The following is a 17,584-nucleotide window of genomic DNA, read 5'->3' on the forward strand; positions in this document are numbered from 1 at the left end:
GCCGCCCGGTTGCCACGGGGGAGCCGGGGCACATCCAGGTGCGCGGCCCCAATGTGTTCTCCGGCTACTGGCGCATGCCCGAGAAGACCGCCGAGGAGTTCACCGCCGACGGCTTCTTCAAGACCGGCGACGTCGGCCGTTTCGACGCAGACGGGTACGTCACCATCGTCGGACGCAGCAAAGACCTCATCATCTCGGGCGGCTACAACGTTTACCCGGCGGAAATCGAGGGGGTGATCAACGAACTGCCGGGGGTGGCCGAGAGCGCCGTCGTTGGCGTGCCGCACCCGGACTTTGGCGAGGTGGGCGTGGCCATCGTCGTGCCGCGCCCGGGTGCGCAGGTGCAGGCCGAGGCGGTTTTGGCGGCGCTCAAAGCTCAGTTGGCCAACTTCAAGATTCCCAAGCGCTGCTTCGTCGAGCCAGACCTGCCCCGCAACACCATGGGCAAGGTGCAGAAAAACCAGCTACGCGCGCGTTACCAGCACCTGTTCGATGCAGTACAGGCGGCCAGCGGGCCGACTGACTGCTCCTAAAGCAGGAGCATTGCCTGAGCATTTCCTGCTGGCGTCAGCGCAAAACCAGCACCGGAATGTGCGAGTGCGTCAGAACTTGCTGTGTTTCGCTGCCGAGCAGCAGCCGCTTGATGCCGCGGCGCCCGTGCGAGGCCATCACGATCAAGTCGGCCTTGTGCTTCTTGGCCGCGGCGATTAGGGCGTCGGAGACGATGTCGCTCTTGATGGTCACGGGCTTGACTTTGACGCCACGCGGTTCGGCCGCGGCCTTGACGGACTCGACGATCGCACGGCCTTGCTCGGCCCATTCGGTTTCGATGCGCTTGACATCCTCGGGTGGCAAGGGAATGGAGCCTTCGAAATAGCTCGGCGGGTAACGCGGAACGACATGCAGGGCGATCAGTTCGGCTCCGCACAAGGCGGCGAGTTCGATGGCATGGGCGGTGGCTTTTTTGGACAGCTTCGAGCCATCGGTGGCAACCAGTATGCGTTGGTACATCGCGGTGTCCTCTCTCAGTCGGGGGTTTTCAGCTTAAGCGAGCGGGGCTGGTCTCGCTTGATGTAAATCAAACATCCCGTGGTCTTCTGCCGTACAGTCACGGCCCATGACCGCTGGCGCGACTTCTCCTTTGACCGGGCTGACTGCGGAGCCGCCCGAGGCGGCCCAGGTGCTGCCGCTGCTCGATGATCCCGCCGAGTGGTCCGCGTTCAGCCGCCCCGTGCCCGACAAACCCGGATGTTGGGAATCCAGCGTCGTTTTCGAAGGCATGCACTGTGCAGCTTGCGCGCTCACGATCGAGGATGCGCTGCGCAAGATGCCTGGCGTCGAGTCGGTGCAGGTCAGTTCGGCCAGCCACCGGGGGCGGATCGTTTGGGGCGAGGCGGCGGTCAAACCCTCCCAGTGGATGGAGGCCGCGCAGCGTGCAGGCTATCGCGCGATCCCTGCGAACGACGCGTTTTTGAACGAACGGCGCAAGAACGAAATGCGCCAGGCGGTGTGGCGCCTGGGCGTTGCGGGCCTGTGCATGATGCAGGTCATGATGTACGCATGGCCCGTGTATGTCGCCGAGCCGGGCGACATGGCCCCCGACCTGCGCAACCTGCTGCGCTGGGCTTCCTGGGTTCTGAGCCTGCCGGTGCTGATTTTTTCCTGCGGCCCGTTCTTCCAAAATGCCTTGCGGGACCTGCGCGAGCGCCGCATCAGCATGGATCTTCCGGTGGCGCTGGGCATGCTCATCACGTTTGCGGTCAGCACCGCGGGAACGTTCGACCCCAACGGCATTTTCGGTGCCGAGGTGTATTTCGACTCGTTCACGATGTTCGTGTTCTTCCTGCTCGCCGGGCGCTGGCTCGAGTTGCGCATGCGCGACCGCACAGCCGGGGCGCTCGAAGCCTTGATGAATCGCTTGCCCGACAGCGTCGAACGGCAACGGCCCGACGGCAGCTTTGAGCGGGTGGCCGTTCGCCGCCTGCAAGTCGGTGACGTCGTGCGCGTGCGGGCCGGCGAGGCGTTTCCTGCAGACGGGGTGCTGGTCGAAGGCGAAACCATGGTCGACGAGGGGCTGCTGACCGGTGAGTCGCGCCCGGTCGCCCATCCGGCGGGTAGTTCGGTCATCGCCGGCAGCCACAACTTGACGGCCAGCGTGCTGATGCGGGTGGAGCGCACCGGCGAGCAAACCCGATTTGCCCAGATCGTCGCGTTGATGGACGCCGCGGCCACGTCCAAGCCCAGCATCGCTCGGCTTGCCGATCGGATCGCCAAGCCCTTTCTCGTGGGCGTGCTGCTTGCGGCAGGGGCTGCCGTGCTGTATTGGTGGCCGCAGAATCCGGGGCACGCCTTGATGGTGGGCGTCGCCGTGCTGATCGTTACCTGCCCTTGTGCGCTGTCGCTGGCGACGCCGGCGGCCATGCTTGCGAGTGCTGGCGCGCTGGCCCGCCGGGGGGTGCTCGTGCGGCGGCTCGAAGCCATCGAAACCTTGGCTTCGGTCGATTGGATCGTTTTCGACAAGACCGGAACCCTCACCCGCGATGCGTTTGCGCTGCAACAGATGCAGGCGCGGCCGGGCATTTCCCCAGACGAGGCCTTGGCGTGGGCGGCTGGGCTCGCGCGCCACTCGCTGCATCCGGTCTCGCGCGCATTGGTGGCGGCGGCCGCAGCGCGGGGCCTGAGCGCGTTCGACGTCGTCGAGGTTCAGGAGCAGTCGGGTCTAGGCGTCCAGGCGCGGCCGACGCCGTCCGTGATCGCTGGCACGGCGATCCAGGGGGCGCTGCGTTTGGGCTCGGCAGCATTTTGCGGCGTGGTGGCCGACGACTCGGACACGCTCAAGGTCTATCTGGCCGATGAAGCGGGTTGGCTTGCAAGCTTCGAGCTGCGCGAGGCGCTGCGGCCCGACGCTGCCGCGACGGTGGAGGCTTTGCGCGGGTTGGGCCTGCAGGTGCGCATCCTTTCCGGCGACCGACCGGCAGCGGTGCGCCGGGTGGCAGCCGAGTTGGGCCTCGGTCCCGACGAAATCCAAGGTGGGTGCCTGCCCGAGGATAAACTCGCGGCCCTGCAGCGGGCGCAGAAGGCGGGTCACCGTGTCGCCATGGTGGGCGACGGACTCAATGACGGGCCCGTGCTGGCGGGGGCTCACGTGGCCTTTTCCTTGGGCCAATCGGTGCCTTTGACTCAGTCCAAATCCGATTTCATCGTGCTGGGTGAGCGGCTCGGGCCGATCGCCCAGGCGGTCGAGCAGTCGCGGCGCACCCTGCAGATCGTGCGGCAGAACCTGTGGTGGGCGGTGGGCTACAACGCCCTCTGTGTGCCGTTGGCGATTTTTGGTTGGTTGCCGGCATGGCTTGCCGGTCTGGGTATGGCGGCGAGTTCGCTCTTCGTCGTGCTCAATGCGCTGCGCTTGTCCCGCCCTGAGGCTCACGAGGTCTTGGGCGCGGCGACTCGGCAGGAACTGAAGGAGGCGGTCTAATGGAGATCCTCTACATGCTCGTTCCGCTGTCGGTGGTTTTGGTTTTTTTCATCCTTGCCGGCATGTGGTGGGCGATTTTTCGCGGGCAGTTCGACGACATCGATGTCGAGGCCGAGCGGATCTTGAGGGACGATTGATAATCATCAAGGTTGTGATCCGGTTTTCCCTGGAAACTCGAACCTGGTCTTTTTTGGTAATGGAGACGTAAATGAAGTTTGCAAACGCACAGGCGACTGTGTACAACGACACCGTTGTGCGCCAGTTCGCCATCATGACGGTCGTCTGGGGTGTCGTTGGCATGCTGGTGGGCGTGATCGTCGCGACCCAGTTGGCATTCCCCGACCTCATTGCGGGTATTCCGTGGCTCAGCTACGGCCGATTGCGGCCGCTGCACACCAACGCGGTGATTTTCGCGTTCGGTGGCTGTGGCCTCATTGGCACTTCGTTTTACGTGGTTCAGCGTACGAACCAGGTTCGCCTGTTTGGCGACAAGCTCGCCTCGTTTGTGTTCTGGGGCTGGCAGGCGGTTATCGTTGCGGCTGCCATTACCTTGCCGCTGGGCTACAACCAGTCCAGAGAGTACGCGGAGCTGGAGTGGCCGATCGACCTTCTGATCGCGGTGGTGTGGGTGGCCTACGCGATCGTGTTTTTCGGCACGGTCGGCACGCGCAAGGTGCGTCACATCTATGTGGCGAACTGGTTCTACGGCGCGTTCATTTTGGCTATCGCGCTGCTGCACATCTTCAACAACATCGCCATCCCGGCTGGTGCGCTCAAGTCCTACTCGGCATACGCGGGCGTGCAGGATGCGATGGTGCAATGGTGGTACGGGCACAACGCGGTCGGCTTCTTCCTGACGGCCGGCTTCCTCGGCATGATGTACTACTTCATTCCGAAGCAGGCCGAGCGCCCGGTTTATTCCTATCGCCTCTCCATCGTCCACTTCTGGGCGCTGATCTTCACCTACATGTGGGCGGGTCCGCACCACCTGCACTACACCGCGCTGCCCGACTGGACCCAGTCCCTCGGCATGGTGTTCTCTCTGATCCTGTTGGCACCCAGCTGGGGTGGCATGATCAACGGCATCATGACGCTTTCGGGTGCTTGGCACAAGCTGCGTGACGACCCGATCCTGCGCTTCCTGATCGTTTCCCTGTCCTTCTACGGCATGTCGACCTTCGAAGGTCCGATGATGTCCATCAAGACCGTGAACGCCCTGTCGCACTACACGGACTGGACCGTGGGTCACGTGCACTCGGGCGCGCTCGGCTGGGTGGGCTTGGTTACGATGGGTTCGATGTACTACCTGATCCCGCGGCTCTTTGGTCAGAAGCAGATGTACAGCGTCAAGGCGATCGAGGTTCACTTCTGGACCGCCACCATCGGCATCGTGCTCTACATCGCCTCCATGTGGATCGCCGGCGTCATGCAAGGTCTGATGTGGCGCGCCGTCAACCCCGACGGCACCCTGACCTACACCTTCGTCGAATCGGTCAAGGCCACCTTCCCGTTCTACGTGCTGCGCCTGAGCGGTGGTCTGCTGTACCTGTTTGGCATGTGTGTAATGGCTTGGAATACGTTCAAGACCGCAACAGCGGGCCGTGCCGTGACCGTCCAGATCCCCGCCGCCGTGGCGCACGCTTAAGGAGCACAACATGGCTGCACAAAATGCAAGCTCGGGCCTCTCGCATGAGCGCATCGAGACCAGCAACTTCCTGATGATCGTGCTCACGCTCATCGTGCTGGTCGTCGGTGGCTTGGTGGAGATCGTCCCCTTGTTTTTCCAAAAATCCACCACGCAGCCGGTTGCGGGCCTCAAGCCCTATACCGCGCTGCAGCTCGCGGGTCGGGACGTGTACCAACGCGAGGGCTGCTACAATTGCCACTCGCAAATGATTCGCCCCTTCCGCGCCGAGACTTTGCGCTATGGCCCTTATTCGGTCGCGGGCGAATTCGTCTACGACCACCCCTTCCAGTGGGGCAGCAAGCGCACGGGTCCAGACTTGGCGCGTGTGGGCGGTCGCTACAGCGACGAGTGGCATCGCATCCACCTCAACAACCCGCGTGATGTCGTGCCTGAGTCCAACATGCCGCGTTATCCGTGGCTTGCGCAAAACGAGGTGGACGCCGACTCCCTGCCGGCTCATATGAAGGCGCTGCGAGCCGTGGGTGTGCCCTACACCGACGAGGAGATCGCCAAAGCGGCCGAAGAGGTCAAGGGCAAGACGGAGCTCGACGCCGTCATCGCCTATCTCCAGGTGCTCGGGACGGCACGCAAGTAACCGCAGGAACACGTCATGGACTTCGATATCAACACCGTGCGGTCCGCCGTGACGGTCCTGAGCTTCGTGCTGTTCATCGGCATCGTCGCCTGGGCATGGTCGGGCAAGCGCAAGCAAGACTTCGAAGAAGCGGCACGTCTGCCGTTCCAGCAAGACTGAACGGCTGAAAGGAAAACAACATGAGCGACTTCACCAGCAACTTTTGGGATCTGTACGTCGCGGTCACGACCGTCGTCAGCATCCTGGCTTGCGCCTTGCTTCTCTGGTTCAGTGGTAAGACCCATGCGATGTCCGCGCATGACAACACCACGGGCCATGTGTGGGATGGCGATTTGCGTGAGATGAACAACCCTCTGCCGCGTTGGTGGGTGGGTCTGTTCGTGATCACGGTCGTGTTCGGCCTAGCCTATCTCTTCCTCTACCCTGGCGCGGGCACCTTTGCCGGCAAGCTCGGTTGGACCTCCCGCGGGCAGTACGAAGCCGAAGTGGCCAAGGGGAACAAGGAAGTGGCCCCGATTTACGCCAAGTTCATGGCCATGACCCCCGAGGAACTGGCCAAAGATCCCAAAGCCATGGCAATTGGCGAGCGGATTTTTCAAAACAACTGCGCGCAGTGCCATGGGGCCGATGCCAAGGGAAGCAAAGGCTTCCCGAACCTGACCGATGGGGATTGGTTGTATGGCGGGGATCCTGCGACGATCAAGACCACGCTGGAGCAGGGCCGGATCGGCAACATGCCGCCGATGGCTGCGGCCGTCGGAACCCCGGAAGACGTGCGCAACGTCGCGAACTACGTCTTGAGTTTGTCGGGGGCACCGCATGACTCCGCACGCGCCGAGCTGGGCAAGCCCAAGTTCGTGGTTTGTGCCGCGTGTCACGGGCCGGACGGCAAAGGCAACCCCGCCATCGGTGCACCCAACCTGACCGACAACGTCTGGCTGCACGGCTTTGGCGAAAACGCGATCATGGAGATGATCAACAAAGGCAAGACCAATCAGATGCCTGCTTGGTCCGGCAAACTGACGCCCGAGCAGATCCACGTGCTGACGGCCTACGTCTGGAACCTGTCGCACCAAGGCGGCGACATCGCGGCAGCCAAGTAAGGCCCGCTTTCATTGAATAGATTGGGGGCGCGGGCCTGGCGTCCGTGCCCCCTTCTTTATTGCGGATCTAGGATCGAAACATGAGCGACGCGAATGAAATGGAAGCTCGGGCTTCGAGCGGCACGAAGGATGCCGGGAAAGGCAGCTTGGATACGTCCAAACCAGGTCAGGACTCGGGCAAAGCCGAGCCCGACGTGGTCTGGTTGTATCAAGCCTCCAAGAAGATTTATCCGCGCAGCGTCGACGGCACGTTCGCGCGGTGGCGTTGGTTTTTCGTCTTTCTGACGCAGGCGGTTTTTTACCTGACACCCTGGCTGCAATGGGGAAACCGGCAGGCGGTTTTGTTCGACCTGGGGGCGCGGCGCTTCTACATCTTTGGTCTCGTCATCTACCCGCAGGACTTCATCTTCCTGACGGGCTTGCTGATCCTCTCCGCCATGTCGCTGTTCATGTTCACAGCGATCGCGGGGCGTCAGTGGTGTGGTTACGCGTGTCCGCAGACGGTCTATACCGAGATCTTCATGTGGATCGAGCGCAAGATCGAAGGCGACCGCAGTGCGCGCATGCGTCTCGACCAGTCGCCGATGTCGCTCGAGAAGTTCCTGCGCAAAGCCGCCAAGCAACTTGCTTGGATCGCAGTCGGTCTGTGGACGGGCTTCACCTTCGTCGGCTATTTCACCCCGATTCGTGAGCTGGGCCATCTGTTTCTGACCTGGAACATGGGGCCGTGGGAAACCTTTTGGGTGTTTTTCTACGGTTTTGCCACCTACGGCAACGGCGGCTACATGCGCGAGCAGGTGTGCAAGTACATGTGCCCCTATGCGCGTTTCCAAAGCGCCATGTTCGACAAGGACACGCTCATCGTCTCGTACGACGCCGAGCGCGGAGAGCCGCGTGGGCCGCGTCCTCGCAAAGCCGACCCGAAGGCGCTGGGTCTCGGTGACTGCATCGACTGTACTTTGTGTGTGCAGGTTTGCCCGACCGGGATCGACATCCGCAACGGCCTGCAATACGAATGCATCAGCTGTGCGGCGTGCATCGACGTGTGCGACGGCGTGATGGAGAAGATGGGTTACCCGAAGGGCCTGATTCGCTACACCACGGAGAATGCGATGCGCGAGCACTGGACGAAGGAGCAGGTGGTGCGCCACATGTTCCGGCCCCGGGTGCTGGTCTATCTGACCATCATCACCGTGGTGCTCGCGGCGATGATCACCGCCTTGGTCTTGCGTCCGCCGCTCAAGGCCGACGTGGTGCGCGACCGTGCGACCTTGGCGCGCATCGTCGAGGGCGGGCAGCTCGAAAACGTGTACCGCATCCAAATCATGAATGCTCGTGAGGAGCCGCAACGGGTGAAGATCGACGTTCGGGGCCTCAAAGACATCCGTGTGGCGTCGGAAAACGTGTTCAGTGTCGGACCCGCCGAAGCGCGTTGGGTGGTCGTCACCGCACGCGTTCCCTATGGGGTCGCCGAGCCCGGCACGCATCCGATCGAGTTCACGCTCGAGGCGCTGGAGCATCCCGGTAAAGTGGTCGTCGAGAAATCTGTCTTTATCATTCCGCGTTAAAGGAGCCCAGCGATGAAACCGACTCAACCCTGGTGGCGTTTTGGCCATGTCTGGCTGGTGATCAGCGGGCCGGCAGTGGTCGTGGTCGCCAGTTTCGTGACGCTCTATCTGGCCATCAAAAACCCCGATCCGGTGCAGCAAGAGTATTACGGTCGGGCACCGGCCGAGGAGGAGGCGGTTTCGCCTCAAGCGATTGCACCCGCGGAGCTTGCGCGCAACCACGCGCAAACCGGCATTCCGGCGCAGGTGCTGAATCCGAAAAAATAACCTGGGTGAGGCGCGGCTGGTCGTATCTCACGGATCGGTGTTTGGAGGAGTACAAAACGATGGAGACAACCTCAATCAAGGCCCAGCGGTGGATGTGGATCGCATGGCCGTCGTTTTTGATGGCCGGCGTGTTGGAGATGCTGGTGTTTGCCGTCGTCGATCCAACGGAGTTGCACTGGCTGGGCGCGCGGCTCGAGTTGTCGCGGTCCGGCGTCTATACCTTGGCGTTTTTCGTGTTTTGGGCCTGCACGTTCGGCTCGAGTGCCTTGACAACCCTGCTTTCGATGTCGCCGTTCGAGGTGAATCGTTGCCCTTTGCCTGCGACGGACCGCCCCGACGGGTGCCCGAAGCAAGAGCGGTCACCCTCTTCCCACTGAGCTGCAGCGGGTGACTTTTTCATTGACGTTCCCCGGCGCTGAGCCGTGAGCGTCGCAGAGTTGTCGCCGTTTTCCCTAGACCGGTCCAGTTTTGGCCGTTCAATCCCGGCAGCTCGGGTTGTTGACGATGGCCTTGAGCGCTTCGGGATTGAGGATGCGCACATGGCGTTGGCGCACGTCGCAGATGCCTTCTTCGACAAACTTCGAGAAGGTGCGGCTGACCGTTTCGAGTTTCAGCCCCAGATAGCTGCCGATCTCCTCGCGGGTCATTCGCAATACCAGTTCGGACTGCGAAAAGCCACGCGCGTGGAGCCGCTGAACCAGATTGAGCAAAAACGCCGCGAGGCGCTCCTCGGCGCGCATGCTGCCAAGCAACAGCATCACCCCGTTCTCGCGCACGATCTCGCGGCTCATGATCTTGTGCACATGGTGCTGCAGGGCGCCGACTTCCCGGGACAGTTCTTCGATCCGGTGAAAGGGCATTACACAGACTTCGGCGTCTTCGAGGGCGATCGCATCGCAGGTGTGATGCTCATGGACGATGCCGTCGAGTCCGATGATTTCGCCGGCCATCTGGAAGCCCGTGACCTGATCTCGACCGTCTTCGGTGACCACACAGGTCTTGAAAAATCCCGTGCGTATGGCGTAGAGCGAGGTGAATTTTTCCCCGTTGCTAAAGAGCGTCGCGCCGCGTTTGACGCGTCGGCGCACCGCGACCAGGTCGTCGATGCGCTGCAACTCGGTTGCGGATAAGCCGACGGGCATGCACAGCTCACGCAGATTGCAGTTGGAGCACGCAACTTTGAGGGTGTCCGCTTTCAGCAGCATGGTGGTCGTTGGTCGAGAGGGGTGGAAAATGGCACTTTTGCCGAAACAGGCGCTATTCTGGCATGCGGCCGCGCGCCAGCGCCCGTGCTTGATGCGCATCAAGCCCAGGGCACGAGCGAACGGGCATAGTGCGGCTACTTTCATCTTGGAAGATTTGCCATGAGTGTGGTCTCGCCCGAACTTCTGGCCCGGTATGACATTCCGGGGCCTCGCTACACCTCTTACCCGACGGCCGATCGATTCGTCGAAGCTTTCGGACCGGAGGAATATGGTCGTTTTCTCGACCAGCGGCGGGACGGGGTGGCGGCGACGGCCCCGCTGTCTTTGTACGTGCACATCCCTTTTTGTGAATCGCTCTGCTACTACTGCGCGTGCAACAAGATCATCACGCGGCACCACGAGCGAGCGCAGCCGTATCTGCGCTATCTGAGCCGGGAGGTGGATTTGCATCTCCAGCACATCGGGCCGGGGCAGGCCGTTTCGCAATTGCACCTCGGAGGCGGCAGCCCGACCTTTTTGTCGGACGCGGAACTGGCCGAGTTGATGCAGATGTTGCGGCGGGCGTTCAAGCTGGTTCCGGGCGGTGAGTATTCCATCGAAATCGACCCGCGCACAGTGGATGCGGCACGCCTGGAGCAGATCGCGGCGCTGGGCTTCAATCGCATCAGCTTCGGCGTGCAGGATTTCGACCCGGAAGTGCAAAAAGCGGTGCACCGTGTGCAACCCTACGAACAGGTGGCGGCCCTGATGGAGGCCGCCCGGCGAATCGGCTTCGAGTCGGTCAACGTCGACCTGATTTATGGTCTGCCGCGGCAGACGCCCGAATCTTTCGAGCGCACCTTGGAGCAGGTGGTCCAGATCCAGCCCGACCGGATCGCGCTCTATGCCTACGCGCATCTGCCCGAGCGCTTCAAGCCCCAGCGCCGCATCCACAGCGCCGAGCTTCCACCAGCGGCCGACAAAGTCTTGATGCTGGCGCGCTCGCTCGATGCCTTCACTGACGCCGGCTACGTCTACATCGGGATGGACCATTTCGCGCGCCCCAACGATGCGCTGGCAGTGGCCAAGCGCCAGGGGCGTCTGCACCGGAATTTTCAGGGGTACAGCACGCAGCCGGACTGCGACTTGATCGCGCTCGGGGTTTCGGCGATCGGCCGTGTGGGGGCGAGCTACAGCCAGAACGCCAAGACGCTCGAAGAGTATTGCGACCATCTCGACCATGGGCGCTTTCCCGTCGTGCGCGGCTTGGCGCTGAGCCGAGACGACCTTCTCCGGCGCAGCGTCATCATGGCGATCATGTGCCAGGGTGAAGTGCTTTTCGAGTCGGTCGAATTGGCGCATCTGATCGATTTCCGCAGCTATTTTTCAGCCGAGCTCGAGGCGCTCAAGCGGCTGGAGGAGCAGGGACTGGTGCGGCTGACGAACGACTCCCTGGTGGTCACGCCCCAGGGCTGGTTCTTCGTTCGCGCGGTGGCGATGGTGTTCGATCGTTATCTTCAGGCCGACCAGAATCGGGCACGGTTTTCGAAAATCATCTAAAACCGCGGCATGCAGACCGCTTTAGTTGCCACCGCAGCGTTGATGGGCTTCGCGGGTGGGCCGCATTGCATCGCGATGTGTGGTGCCGCGTGTGCCGGGATTGGGCGCGCCGCTGAACCGCACGGAACCTCGGCGATGTGGATCTTTCAGTTGGGACGGGTTCTGGGTTATTCCGCCTTGGGTGCGGCGGCGGCGGTTTCGGTGCAGGGCTTGGGGTGGCTGACCACGCAGAGCGTGGCCATCCGGCCGCTTTGGACCCTGCTCCATGTGGCGGCGGTCGTGCTCGGTTTGCTGCTGCTGGTTCAGGCGCGTCAACCGGCTTGGCTCGATGAAGCGGCGCGATCGCTGTGGGCGCGCGTGCGGGCCTTGCAAGCCCGTTATGGCCGACGGGCTCCTTTGTTGATCGGCGTGCTTTGGGCCTTCATGCCCTGCGGGCTGCTGTACTCGGCGCTGATGGTTGCCGCGCTCAGTGGCGGCCCGCTCGAGGGGGCCTTGAGCATGGCGGTGTTTGCCGCGGCGTCGAGCCTGGCCTTGATGGCTGCGCCTTGGCTGTTGCTGCGCTTGCGCACGCTGGGTTCGGGTGACTGGGGCATGCGGATCGCCGGGCTGGCGCTTGCGGTCGTCTCAGCCTATGCCTTGTGGATGGATGTGATGCACGACACGGCGCCTTGGTGCGCGCCCCACTGAACCTGGGACAAGGCTGAAGAACGGGCGGCCTTGGACGTTCCGATCAGGCGTGACCGCGCTGCGGAGGTGCCGAAGCTTTCGACCGTTCAACCTAAATCCGGCAGTTGGGCGCGTTTAGGTTCAACCGCGGCTGGCTTTGTAGAGCATGTAGGCGGCGAGTCCATAGAGGATGAAGGCGAAGAGCCGTTTGAGGGGCTTGACCGCCATGGCGTGGGCTGCGCGTGCGCCCCAGGGGGCCGTCAAGACGCTGGCACTGGCGATGACGAGCAGGGCTGGCAGCCACACATAGCCCAGGGACAGCGGCGGGCGACCCGCGAGTCCGTGTCCCGCCAGGATGTAGCCGACGGTGTTGCTGAGCGCGATCGGAAAGCCCAAAGCCGCCGATGTGGCGACCGCTTGGTGGATGGCCACGTTGCAGCGTGTCATGAACGGAACGCTGAGGAAGCCGCCACCCGCACCCACCAGGCCGGACAGAAAGCCGATCGCTCCACCTGCGCCCCAAAGGCCCAGCGGGCCGGGGACGGTGCGACTTGCGGGCGGCTTGCGATCGAGCAGCATCTGGGTGGCCGAGAAGGTGACGAAGGCCGCAAAGACCAAAGCGAGCGTCGTGCCTTTGAGCACGCTGAAGGCGCCGAGGCTGGCGAGCAGCGAGCCGAGGATGATGCCCGGCGCCAGTGCCCGAACCAAGTCCCAGCGCACGGCACCGCGGCGATGGTGGGCGCGCACGCTGGAGAGAGCCGTGAACACGATCGTGGACATCGAGGTGGCGATGGCGACCTTCACCGCAAGATCCGCGCTGACGCCGCGTTGCGTGAGCATCCAGGTGAGGAAGGGCGTCATGACCATGCCACCACCGATGCCCAGCAAGCCCGCGAGAAAGCCCGTGACGGTGCCGAGCAGCGCGAGTTCCAGGATCAGGGACGGTTCAAGCATGGATGGGGGATGGTGCGTCCGCCGGGCGCGCGACGGAAGCCGAACGCTGCGCGTGATGAGGGTGGGGACGTTGCAGACGGTGGAAAGGTGTCTGCGGACGCCGCCGAACCGTCATCCTGAACCGGGGGTTCAGGTGGGCGAGGGCAGCCTGCCGTTGGGTTCATCTGACGCGAGACGATCACGCTCGACAGGCAATGTACCAAGCCCGTGCTCAAAGAGCATTGGTTCAAGGAACTATATGGCCCGACCTGCGCCGCAGACGCTTTGGATTGTAGAGGAAGGCGAGGCGGAAGGCGCCTGCACGCGCCAAACAGCCCGAAGCCCGGCTGCAGGTTAGAGCAACTGCTGATCCCGCGCCAGCTGTTCGTCGATGCGCGCAATCAATTGCTCGATGCGCTGTGTGGAGTCGGGGTCGGCTGGTGCATTCGACGGCGCACTCGCAGCGGCAGCTGCCGGGCGGTCGGCGAGGTCGTAGGCGAGGTTGAGCGCCGCGAGAACCGCGATGCGGTCGCGGGCGCGCAGCTTGCCCGCATCCCGGATGCGACACATGGCCGTATCGACGCGTGCGACGGCTTCGAGCAAGCGGGCTTCCCCGCCATCGGGGCAGGAGAGCACGTAGCTCTGTCCCATGATCTGCACTTCGAGCTGCTTCATGCGGGAGTTTCTCCAGGCTCGTCTTCGGCCGGCAGGCGAGCGATGAGGGCGTCGACTCTCGAGCGGGCTTCCCGCAGGCGCTGGCGCAGCGCGTCACGCTCACGGGTGACGGCGGTGAGCTGGGCTTGCAGCAGCTCATTGGCACGCAGCAGCTGTTCGTGACGCAGCAACAGCCGCTCCACGCGGTCACTGAGGGCGTCGATCGGGTCCGGTGGGTTCATGGCGCGGGTGTTGCAAGGATGGCTCGCGGATTGTATCGACCGGGTGCGGCTTCTGGGGGCGCGCTCGGGTGGCGCGGCGCGGGCGAGCTCCGGATCGTGGCGGTCTACAATCGCGCCTGTTGGTGCCTGCGGCAGCGTTCGGTTGTCGCGGTTCAACGGGAAGCAGGGGGAGAGGCCCAGAGCCGGGTCGATCTAACCTGCGCTGCCCCCGCAACGGTAAGTGGACGAGTCTTTCTTCGGAGGGCTCCGTTTTCGGCAATCAGCCACTGGGCGCGTGCTGCACGCGTTTGGGAAGGCGCCGAAGGTCGCTCCATCAGCCCGGATACCGGCCAACACGGTGGCATGTGCCCGACGAGGGTCATGCCGACACAGCCCAGGCACCGACGGGGAGGTCGGTGAGGGCGCCCAAATCTGCTGTTCGTTCCATGTCGATATCGCTCGTTCTCACGCGTCGGCGCCTGCGCCGCTCTGCGCTCGCCCTCGCCTGGCCTTCTGCCATCGTCCCGATCCTCGGGGCTCCTATCGCCCAGGCCGCCGATGTGCCGTCTGCGGCGCTGCCACCCATGTTCGTGACCGCGGCGCGCGCGCCGCAGCCGCTGCCCGAAGTGCTCGCCGACGTGACGGTGCTCGACCGCGCGGCCATCGAGCAAAGCGGCGCGGTTGGCGTAGCCGATCTACTGGCCCGCCAGCCGGGTATCGAAATCAGCCGCAACGGCGGTCCAGGCACCAACACCAGCGTCTTCATCCGCGGGGCTGAGACGCGCTTTACCGCGGTCTACCTCGACGGGGTGCGGCTCGACAGCCAATCCACGGGCGGCGCCGTGTGGGAGAGCATTCCTCTGTCGCTGATCGAGCGCATCGAGATCCTGCGCGGCCCCGCGGCGGCGGTCTATGGTTCGGACGCGATGGCTGGGGTGATTGCGCTCTTCACGCGCCGGGGCGAGGGGGCGTTGCAGCCCTCGATCCGCGTTGGCGCCGGGACGTATGCCACGCGGGGCATCGACGCGGCGCTTTCGGGCGCTTCCGGAGGCTGGGACTATGCGCTGTCGCTCGCGCACCAGCGCAGCGACGGGTTCAACGCGCGCACCGTGGCGACGGCGAATCCGGACCGCGATGGCTACGAAAGCGACTCGGCGAGCATGCGGCTCGGCTACGACGCCAGCGCGCAGCATCGGCTGGAGTTGACGGCGCTTTCCAGCCGTCTCGACAGCCAGTACGACGGTTTTCTGCCGGGCGCCGACGACCGCAACCGGCACAAACTGGAGACCGTGGGGCTCGGCTGGCGCGCGCGCTGGAACGACGCGCTGACGAGCCGTTTTTCGGTCACCGATGCCCGCCAGCGGTATGAGACCGAGCCTTCGCCCTACCTGACGATCACGCACTTGCGCAACCTCACGGCGCACAACGAATGGCGCCAGGGCGCACAGCGTGCGACGCTGGTGCTGGAGCGGCGAGAGGATGCGTTGCAGAACGCGCCCATCGACCGCAGCCGCGCGCAGAACGCCGTGGCTGCGGGCTGGGGCTATCTGGGCGCGGTGCACAGCGTACAGCTCAATCTGCGGCACGACGACGACAGTGAATTCGGCGGCAAGGCGACCGGCAGCGTGGCTTATGGCTACGCATGGACACCGTCTTGGCGGGCGACGGTTGCTGCTGGCACGGCCTTTCGCGTGCCGACGCTCTATCAGCGTTTCAGCGTTTATGGCCAGCCGACGCTCGTGCCCGAGACCGCGCGCAACGTCGAGCTCGGCCTTAAGTACGCCCAAGGCAGCGACGCGTTCAGCGCGGTGCTCTACCGCAACCGCGTGCGCAACCTCATCAGCTTTGGCGCGCCGGGGGGCTGTGCGTCGAGCTTTGGCTGCTACACGAACACCGCGCGCGCGCAGTACGAGGGCTTGACGCTCTCGGGCCAGACGCGATGGGCGGGGGTGGATTGGCGCGCCTCGCTCGATCTGCAGAACCCACGTGACGAGACCACCGGCAAGCGGCTGGCACGCCGTGCGCGTGAGCATGCCTTCGTCGGCGCCGACCTGCAATGGGCCGGCTGGCGCTGGGGCGCGGAGTGGCAACTCTCGGCGATGCGTTACGACGACGCGGCCAACAAGGTGGCGCTGGGCGGATACGGCCTGCTCAACCTGACCGCCAGCCGTCCGCTCACGCGCGACTGGACGCTCAGCGCCCGGCTGGACAACCTGGCCGACAAGTCCTACCAACTGGCCAACACCTACGCAACCCCGGGTCGCAGTCTGTGGCTGGCGCTGCAGTGGGCACCGCGCTGAGCTGAAAACCCGCGCCGGACTGCGCCATGCCGAGCGCCACCTGCCCCGCGCTGTTGATCTCGGCCCCGGCCTCGGGCCAGGGCAAAACCACGGTCACGGCGGCGCTCGCGCGGCTGTGGACGCGGCGTGGCGCTCGGGTGCGGGTGTTCAAGTGCGGGCCGGACTTTCTGGACCCGCATTGGCATGCGCTGGCCAGCGGTCAACCGGTGGACAACCTCGACCTTTGGATCAATGGCGAGACCGACATCCGCGCGCGGCTGCACGAGGCGGCCGCCCATAGCGACCTGATCCTGATCGAAGGGGTGATGGGGCTGTTCGACGGCGAGCCCAGCGCGGCCGACCTGGCGGTGAAGCTGGGCCTTCCGGTGCTGGCGGTGATCGACGCCGGCGCCATGGCCGGCACCTTTGGCGCCCTGGTGCACGGCCTGCGCCACTACCGACCCGGCCTGCCCTGGGCGGGCGTGCTGGCCAACCGCGTGGCCAGCGAGGGGCACGAGCAGATGCTGCGGGCTTCGGTGCGCGCGGACGATCTGGGGGTCCAGCCCGGTGGCATCGACGCGGGGTGGCTGGGGGGTTTGCGCCGCGATACGGGCTTTGCGCTGCCCGAGCGGCATCTGGGTTTGACATCGGCAGCCGAATTGCCCGACGCGCAGCAGCGGCTCGATGCGCTGGCCGACGCGCTCGAATACACGCCGCTGGGTCGACTGGACGCCGCGGGCTGGCAGCGCTGGGCGGTGGCCTTTGAGGCGCCACCCGAGCAGCCGGTGGCACCCTTGCTGCGGGGGCGCACGGTAGCCGTGGCGCGCGACGCGGCGTTTTGTTTCATCTACCCGGCCAACCTCGACACCTTGCGCGCGCTCGGCGCTGAGTTGGTGTTCTTCTCCCCGCTGGCCGATGAACCGGTGCCGGACTGCGATGCGCTCTGGCTGCCAGGCGGCTACCCCGAGCTGCATGCCGACGCGCTGCAGCAGGGCATGCGCTGCCGCACCTCGTTGGCGGCGCACATCGCCGCCGGCAAGCCGGTCTGGGCCGAGTGCGGCGGCATGATGCCCTTGTTCGACGCGATCACCCTGGCCGATGGAGCGCGTGTGCCGATGTGGGGCCTCTTGCCGGGCGAGGTGGCGATGCAGCCGCGGCTGGCGGCGCTGGGCGCGCAGCGCTGGCGCACATCCCGCGGGGAATTGCGGGGGCACAGCTTTCACTATTCGACGCTGACCACGCCGCTGCTGCCGGTGGCGCACACCGAACCCGCGACCGGCCGCGGCCAGCCCGAAGCGGTGTACGGCCTGGGGGCGCTGCGGGCAAGCTACTTCCACGCCTGGTTTGCTTCTAATTTGGAAGCAACAGAAGACCTTTTTACGCTGGGTTAGC

Annotated in this window: 19 protein-coding genes, 1 other RNA gene and 1 riboswitch; of the genes, 14 read left to right on the top strand and 6 right to left on the bottom strand. The window is 64.4% G+C overall.

Annotated features, from left to right (window positions below; translation table 11 throughout):
• Window positions 1-533: AMP-binding enzyme (locus JHC36_RS08260; protein ID WP_287918121.1), on the top strand; the 533-nt coding region annotated here is incomplete at its 5' end.
• Window positions 534-567: 34 nt separating this feature from the next.
• On the opposite strand, the gene JHC36_RS08265 is transcribed toward JHC36_RS08260, so the two are convergent.
• Window positions 568-1,011: a universal stress protein gene (locus tag JHC36_RS08265; RefSeq protein WP_287918124.1), complete on the bottom strand. Its 444-nt coding sequence runs from the start codon at window positions 1,009-1,011 to the stop codon at window positions 568-570.
• A gap of 106 nt (window positions 1,012-1,117) precedes the next feature.
• Here JHC36_RS08265 and JHC36_RS08270 point away from each other — a divergent pair, with 106 nt between their 5' ends.
• The 9 genes from JHC36_RS08270 (at window position 1,118) to JHC36_RS08310 (ending at window position 9,072) form a co-directional block, all read left to right on the top strand.
• Complete coding sequence (locus tag JHC36_RS08270) at window positions 1,118-3,475, top strand: heavy metal translocating P-type ATPase (protein ID WP_287918127.1); 2,358 nt, start codon at window positions 1,118-1,120, stop codon at window positions 3,473-3,475.
• On the top strand, window positions 3,475-3,612 hold the full coding sequence (gene ccoS / locus JHC36_RS08275; RefSeq protein ID WP_124221357.1) for a cbb3-type cytochrome oxidase assembly protein CcoS: 138 nt from the start codon (window positions 3,475-3,477) through the stop codon (window positions 3,610-3,612). The genes JHC36_RS08270 and ccoS overlap by 1 nt, the downstream gene beginning before the upstream one ends.
• A gap of 71 nt (window positions 3,613-3,683) precedes the next feature.
• Window positions 3,684-5,120 carry a cytochrome-c oxidase, cbb3-type subunit I gene (gene ccoN / locus JHC36_RS08280; RefSeq protein WP_287918132.1) on the top strand — a complete coding sequence of 479 codons (1,437 nt, stop codon included), beginning with the start codon at window positions 3,684-3,686 and terminating at the stop codon, window positions 5,118-5,120.
• Window positions 5,121-5,130: 10 nt separating this feature from the next.
• Window positions 5,131-5,757 (top strand): cytochrome-c oxidase, cbb3-type subunit II, encoded by a 627-nt coding sequence (gene ccoO / locus JHC36_RS08285; protein ID WP_287918134.1) that lies wholly within the window; start codon window positions 5,131-5,133, stop codon window positions 5,755-5,757.
• Between the two features lie 15 nt (window positions 5,758-5,772).
• Window positions 5,773-5,916 carry a cbb3-type cytochrome oxidase subunit 3 gene (locus tag JHC36_RS08290; RefSeq protein ID WP_124221363.1) on the top strand — a complete coding sequence of 48 codons (144 nt, stop codon included), beginning with the start codon at window positions 5,773-5,775 and terminating at the stop codon, window positions 5,914-5,916.
• A gap of 20 nt (window positions 5,917-5,936) precedes the next feature.
• Complete coding sequence (gene ccoP / locus JHC36_RS08295; protein WP_287918138.1) at window positions 5,937-6,860, top strand: cytochrome-c oxidase, cbb3-type subunit III; 924 nt, start codon at window positions 5,937-5,939, stop codon at window positions 6,858-6,860.
• An 80-nt stretch (window positions 6,861-6,940) separates the two neighbouring features.
• A complete protein-coding gene (ccoG, locus tag JHC36_RS08300; RefSeq protein ID WP_287918139.1) occupies window positions 6,941-8,428 on the top strand; it encodes a cytochrome c oxidase accessory protein CcoG in 1,488 nt (495 codons plus the stop codon).
• A gap of 12 nt (window positions 8,429-8,440) precedes the next feature.
• Window positions 8,441-8,695: a nitrogen fixation protein FixH gene (locus JHC36_RS08305; RefSeq protein WP_287918142.1), complete on the top strand. Its 255-nt coding sequence runs from the start codon at window positions 8,441-8,443 to the stop codon at window positions 8,693-8,695.
• Between the two features lie 59 nt (window positions 8,696-8,754).
• Entirely contained in the window at window positions 8,755-9,072 is a 318-nt protein-coding gene (locus JHC36_RS08310; RefSeq protein WP_503006990.1) for a hypothetical protein, read from the top strand.
• A 99-nt stretch (window positions 9,073-9,171) separates the two neighbouring features.
• Here JHC36_RS08310 and fnr read toward each other — a convergent pair whose 3' ends face one another.
• Window positions 9,172-9,900: a fumarate/nitrate reduction transcriptional regulator Fnr gene (gene fnr / locus JHC36_RS08315; RefSeq protein ID WP_503006992.1), complete on the bottom strand. Its 729-nt coding sequence runs from the start codon at window positions 9,898-9,900 to the stop codon at window positions 9,172-9,174.
• A gap of 159 nt (window positions 9,901-10,059) precedes the next feature.
• Between fnr and hemN the strand changes: the two genes are divergently transcribed.
• Both hemN and JHC36_RS08325 read left to right on the top strand, forming a co-directional pair.
• Complete coding sequence (gene hemN, locus JHC36_RS08320; RefSeq protein ID WP_287918145.1) at window positions 10,060-11,439, top strand: oxygen-independent coproporphyrinogen III oxidase; 1,380 nt, start codon at window positions 10,060-10,062, stop codon at window positions 11,437-11,439.
• A gap of 9 nt (window positions 11,440-11,448) precedes the next feature.
• Window positions 11,449-12,126 carry a sulfite exporter TauE/SafE family protein gene (locus tag JHC36_RS08325; RefSeq protein ID WP_287918148.1) on the top strand — a complete coding sequence of 226 codons (678 nt, stop codon included), beginning with the start codon at window positions 11,449-11,451 and terminating at the stop codon, window positions 12,124-12,126.
• A 120-nt stretch (window positions 12,127-12,246) separates the two neighbouring features.
• On the opposite strand, the gene JHC36_RS08330 is transcribed toward JHC36_RS08325, so the two are convergent.
• The 4 genes from JHC36_RS08330 to JHC36_RS08345 all read right to left on the bottom strand — a co-directional run bounded on the left by JHC36_RS08330 (window position 12,247) and on the right by JHC36_RS08345 (window position 13,934).
• Entirely contained in the window at window positions 12,247-13,059 is an 813-nt protein-coding gene (locus JHC36_RS08330) for a sulfite exporter TauE/SafE family protein (protein WP_124221375.1), read from the bottom strand.
• 84 nt (window positions 13,060-13,143) lie between these two features.
• Window positions 13,144-13,324: non-coding RNA, 6S RNA (gene ssrS, locus JHC36_RS08335), on the bottom strand.
• A gap of 68 nt (window positions 13,325-13,392) precedes the next feature.
• Window positions 13,393-13,713 (bottom strand): cell division protein ZapA, encoded by a 321-nt coding sequence (locus tag JHC36_RS08340; protein ID WP_124221377.1) that lies wholly within the window; start codon window positions 13,711-13,713, stop codon window positions 13,393-13,395.
• Complete coding sequence (locus tag JHC36_RS08345; protein ID WP_124221380.1) at window positions 13,710-13,934, bottom strand: DUF904 domain-containing protein; 225 nt, start codon at window positions 13,932-13,934, stop codon at window positions 13,710-13,712. The genes JHC36_RS08340 and JHC36_RS08345 overlap by 4 nt, the downstream gene beginning before the upstream one ends.
• 103 nt (window positions 13,935-14,037) lie before the next feature.
• Window positions 14,038-14,282, top strand: a riboswitch (cobalamin riboswitch).
• A gap of 77 nt (window positions 14,283-14,359) precedes the next feature.
• Between JHC36_RS08345 and JHC36_RS08350 the strand changes: the two genes are divergently transcribed.
• Window positions 14,360-16,213, top strand: a complete 1,854-nt coding sequence (locus JHC36_RS08350; protein ID WP_287918155.1) for a TonB-dependent receptor domain-containing protein — start codon at window positions 14,360-14,362, stop codon at window positions 16,211-16,213.
• Between the two features lie 26 nt (window positions 16,214-16,239).
• Complete coding sequence (locus JHC36_RS08355) at window positions 16,240-17,583, top strand: cobyrinic acid a,c-diamide synthase CobB (RefSeq protein ID WP_287918157.1); 1,344 nt, start codon at window positions 16,240-16,242, stop codon at window positions 17,581-17,583.
• The last annotated feature ends 1 nt before the right edge of the window (window position 17,584 follow it).

The sequence above is a fragment of the Tibeticola sp. genome, assembly GCF_022759015.1.
GTDB classification, from domain to species: Bacteria; Pseudomonadota; Gammaproteobacteria; order Burkholderiales; family Burkholderiaceae_C; genus Tibeticola; species Tibeticola sediminis.

Excerpts from the sequence above, each read along its gene's own strand:
- JHC36_RS08265 (WP_287918124.1), bottom strand. The coding sequence starts at position 1,011 with ATGTACCAACGCATACTGGTTGCCACCGATGGCTCGAAGCTGTCCAAA.
- JHC36_RS08270 (WP_287918127.1), top strand. The coding sequence starts at position 1,118 with ATGACCGCTGGCGCGACTTCTCCTTTGACCGGGCTGACTGCGGAGCCG.
- ccoS (WP_124221357.1), top strand. The coding sequence starts at position 3,475 with ATGGAGATCCTCTACATGCTCGTTCCGCTGTCGGTGGTTTTGGTTTTT.
- ccoN (WP_287918132.1), top strand. The coding sequence starts at position 3,684 with ATGAAGTTTGCAAACGCACAGGCGACTGTGTACAACGACACCGTTGTG.
- ccoO (WP_287918134.1), top strand. The coding sequence starts at position 5,131 with ATGGCTGCACAAAATGCAAGCTCGGGCCTCTCGCATGAGCGCATCGAG.
- JHC36_RS08290 (WP_124221363.1), top strand. The coding sequence starts at position 5,773 with ATGGACTTCGATATCAACACCGTGCGGTCCGCCGTGACGGTCCTGAGC.
- ccoP (WP_287918138.1), top strand. The coding sequence starts at position 5,937 with ATGAGCGACTTCACCAGCAACTTTTGGGATCTGTACGTCGCGGTCACG.
- ccoG (WP_287918139.1), top strand. The coding sequence starts at position 6,941 with ATGAGCGACGCGAATGAAATGGAAGCTCGGGCTTCGAGCGGCACGAAG.
- JHC36_RS08305 (WP_287918142.1), top strand. The coding sequence starts at position 8,441 with ATGAAACCGACTCAACCCTGGTGGCGTTTTGGCCATGTCTGGCTGGTG.
- JHC36_RS08310 (WP_503006990.1), top strand. The coding sequence starts at position 8,755 with ATGGAGACAACCTCAATCAAGGCCCAGCGGTGGATGTGGATCGCATGG.
- fnr (WP_503006992.1), bottom strand. The coding sequence starts at position 9,900 with ATGCTGCTGAAAGCGGACACCCTCAAAGTTGCGTGCTCCAACTGCAAT.
- hemN (WP_287918145.1), top strand. The coding sequence starts at position 10,060 with ATGAGTGTGGTCTCGCCCGAACTTCTGGCCCGGTATGACATTCCGGGG.
- JHC36_RS08325 (WP_287918148.1), top strand. The coding sequence starts at position 11,449 with ATGCAGACCGCTTTAGTTGCCACCGCAGCGTTGATGGGCTTCGCGGGT.
- JHC36_RS08330 (WP_124221375.1), bottom strand. The coding sequence starts at position 13,059 with ATGCTTGAACCGTCCCTGATCCTGGAACTCGCGCTGCTCGGCACCGTC.
- JHC36_RS08340 (WP_124221377.1), bottom strand. The coding sequence starts at position 13,713 with ATGAAGCAGCTCGAAGTGCAGATCATGGGACAGAGCTACGTGCTCTCC.
- JHC36_RS08345 (WP_124221380.1), bottom strand. The coding sequence starts at position 13,934 with ATGAACCCACCGGACCCGATCGACGCCCTCAGTGACCGCGTGGAGCGG.
- JHC36_RS08350 (WP_287918155.1), top strand. The coding sequence starts at position 14,360 with ATGTCGATATCGCTCGTTCTCACGCGTCGGCGCCTGCGCCGCTCTGCG.
- JHC36_RS08355 (WP_287918157.1), top strand. The coding sequence starts at position 16,240 with ATGCCGAGCGCCACCTGCCCCGCGCTGTTGATCTCGGCCCCGGCCTCG.